General features: G+C 55.7%; 1 protein-coding gene and 1 pseudogene. Both read right to left on the bottom strand.

The features are described 5' to 3' along the window. Positions 1-2,810: monovalent cation/H+ antiporter subunit A (locus ACN0TS_RS19070; RefSeq protein WP_417260889.1), on the bottom strand; the 2,810-nt coding region annotated here is incomplete at its 3' end. 174 nt (positions 2,811-2,984) lie between these two features. Continuing rightward, positions 2,985-3,368: pseudogene (locus ACN0TS_RS19065) on the bottom strand (MFS transporter); the annotation flags it as partial.

Here is a 3,368-nt window from a genome sequence, read left to right as displayed (position 1 = left end):
GGCTCGGGATTGATGCCGACATGTTCGGCCATGCGTTCAACCTGCGACAGTTTGGCAAGTGCAAGCGTCACCGCCCCCACCACAGTCAGGAACACACCAAGGTCAAAGCCCATGGCCGATGCCAGCTCAAATTCGCCAACGATCGGCAGATAAACATGGACAAATCCACTGGTCAGGAATGGCAAGCCCGCCACCCAGGCCGACAGGCCGGTAATGGCCGCAGCAATCACACCAAGCCCGATCATGCCATGGTAATTGGCCTTCATCCGGTTCTGGGTCCAGCCAAAGCCCGACGCCATGTATTGCATGACCAGGGCCACCGAAACGACCAGACCGGCAATAAAGCCGCCGCCCGGTTCATTATGCCCGCGCAGGAAGATGTAAACCCCCACCAAAAGCGATAGCGGCAACATCACACGCGTCGCCACGACCATCATCATCGGATGGCGGTCTGCCGACCGGCGATTATCCACCACCCAATTGGCAAGGCGTTTGGCGGCCTCGCCCTGGGTGACGGTTTCAATCAGGGCAAAGATCGACAGGGCCGCAATGCCCAGAACGATAATCTCGCCAAAGGTATCAAAGCCACGGAAGTCGACCAGAATGACGTTGACCACATTGGTCCCGCCGCCTTCGATCTTCGAATTGGCCAGATGATAGGCCGAGATCGAATTTGGCAATTCGCGCGTCATAATCGCCCAGACGGCACCGCCCATACCAAGCCCGGCCCCTGCGGCAATAATCCAGTCGCGGAACTTGCGCCCCGGCTGGCTTTCTTTTGGCGTTTCTTTTGGCAGGATGTTCAGGGCCAGCAACATCAGAATAACCGTCACCACCTCGACCGAAATCTGGGTCAGGGCAAGATCAGGTGCCGACAGATAGATGAACCCAAGCGAGACGATCAAACCGATCACACCAACCAGCAAAAGGGTCAGCAACCGGTTATGATGCATCGCGACCGAGGCAATACACGTCCCAACCAAAAGGATCCAGCCAATCGCAGCTGGCGGGGATACCGCCAGAAGTTCGCGCGTGCCCGCCGTATGATCGGGTTCGGCATAAAAGCCCGACAACCCGATGGCCAGTGCGGCAAACACCATCACCGCCAGATAGCGTTGCAGCGACCCGTTATGCAGATTGTCCGAGACCGTGCGGCTAAGATCGACGACCTTGACGATCAGGCAATCAAACATCGCCTTGGCATCAGGACGCGACAAATTGGCTGTTGCGGACAAAAGCCCGCGATGACGAAGCAAAATCAAGGCACCGCCGATGATCGCAATCGTGCTCATGCCCAATGCCGGGGTCAGACCATGCCAAAGTGCCAAATGATATTCTGGAAGGTTACCCCCGGTCACCGCACTCGCTGTGGCCGCAACCAGCGGTCCGGCAATAACGGCCGGGAACAGACCAATCAGAACCACCAAAGCCGTCAGAAAGGCCGGTGGCCCCCACATGCCAAATGGCGGATCATGAGGATGCTGGGGCAATGCATCGCGCGGTTTGCCAAACCAGACATGGAAGATAAACCGGAACGAATACGCGACCGAGAAAACCGCCCCGATGGTGGCAAGTACCGGCACGATCCAGTTTTGATCGAACCAGATTGTATGCCATGCTTCTTCAAGCATCATTTCCTTGGACAGGAAACCGTTCAACGGGATGATCCCGGCCATTGACGCCGCCGAGATAACCCCGATGGTGCCCGCAATCGGCATCAGGTTGAGCATTCCACCCAAACGGCGAATATCGCGGGTTCCGGTTTCATGATCAATGATGCCCGCTGTCATAAACAGGGCGGCCTTGAATGTTGCATGGTTGATGATGTGGAACACACCGGCAACCGCGGCAATCGGCGTTCCGAACCCAAACAGCATGGTCACAAGACCAAGGTGACTAACCGTTGAATAGGCCAGCAGACCTTTCAGGTCATGTTTGAAGATCGCAATCCATGCGCCCAGAATCATGGTCACCAGGCCGGCGGTCGCAACGATATAGAACCATTCCGGCGTGCCCGACAAAACCGGCCACATGCGTGCCATCAAAAAGATGCCTGCCTTGACCATGGTTGCCGAATGCAGATAGGCCGAAACCGGGGTCGGTGCGGCCATGGCATGCGGTAGCCAGAAATGGAACGGGAATTGCGCCGATTTGGTAAAGCACCCCAACAGGATCAACACCAGTGCCGGAACATAAAGCGGCGAGGCTTGAATCAAATCAGCATGTTGCAAAATCACGCTCAGGTCATAAGACCCAACAATATCGCCCAGGATCAACATCCCGGCAATCATCGCAAGCCCGCCTGCCCCGGTGACGGTCAACGCCATACGCGCGCCCTGTCGGCCCTCGGGCAGATGTTTCCAATACCCGATCAACAGGAACGATGACAGCGATGTCAGTTCCCAGAAAATCAGCAGCAGCAGAACATTGTCTGACAGGACGATGCCCACCATCGCGCCCTGAAACAGCAACAGGAACACATAAAACCGCCCCATCGGATCGTCTTTCGACAAATAGAACCGGGCGTAAATGATGATCAAAAGGCCAATTCCAAGGATCAGGGTCGCAAACAACAATCCCAGACCATCAAGGAAAAAGGTCACATTCAGACCAAGATCGGTCAGCCATTCATAGCGGACCTGAAACACTTCGCCGCCAATAACAGCAGGTGCCTTGGCGATAAGTAAAATCAACGCAAGCAGCGTAACAGCGCCGGTCGCCGTGGCACAGGCATTGCGCCCGGCCCGGATCATAACAGCGGGTAGCACCGCCCCAAGGAAGGGAAGCAAAACAATGAGGGTAAGACTCATGAAAGACCCTTATTTTTGGAAAACGCCGCCACGCCCCCACGCGCAACAGCAAGAAAATTCTGGCAGAAGGTAATATTTGTGCTGAAAATGGTCAAGAAAACCCAAACAGCGCATTTTTTTATCTGAGGCTGTCAAGTGATGGGGATCACCGGCCTTCTTCCTGAAGCCATCGAATTATCGTCGCCCCCCGGCAAGCCGGGTTGCTTCGGGCATCGCCCGCAAACGGCCCATGGCAATAAAGCCCAGTAACGGGCCAATCGCCAGCATGGCAAACGCCCCCCACCAGCCAAAGGCATCGGCGATCACCGGCACCAGATGGATTGATCCCAATGCGATGATAAAGCCAATTGCATTTTGCATGGTCAAGGCGGTTCCAATCTGATGGGGATCGGCCAATTCAATTACACAGGACGAAAACTGCGCGGAATCGGCAATCACCGAAATACCCCAAACAATGCAGATCACGATCAACACGATAAGGGGCGCATCGTCAAGCGCGCCTGCGGCCAATGCACATAGGCCACTGATTGCCATTGCCGCCATGGGAACGGTCGTCCG

This window comes from Celeribacter sp. (assembly GCF_048266405.1).
GTDB lineage: Bacteria > Pseudomonadota > Alphaproteobacteria > Rhodobacterales > Rhodobacteraceae > Celeribacter.
The sequence above is the reverse complement of the archived record's forward strand: the minus strand, read 5'-3'. Positions and strand labels throughout refer to the sequence as shown.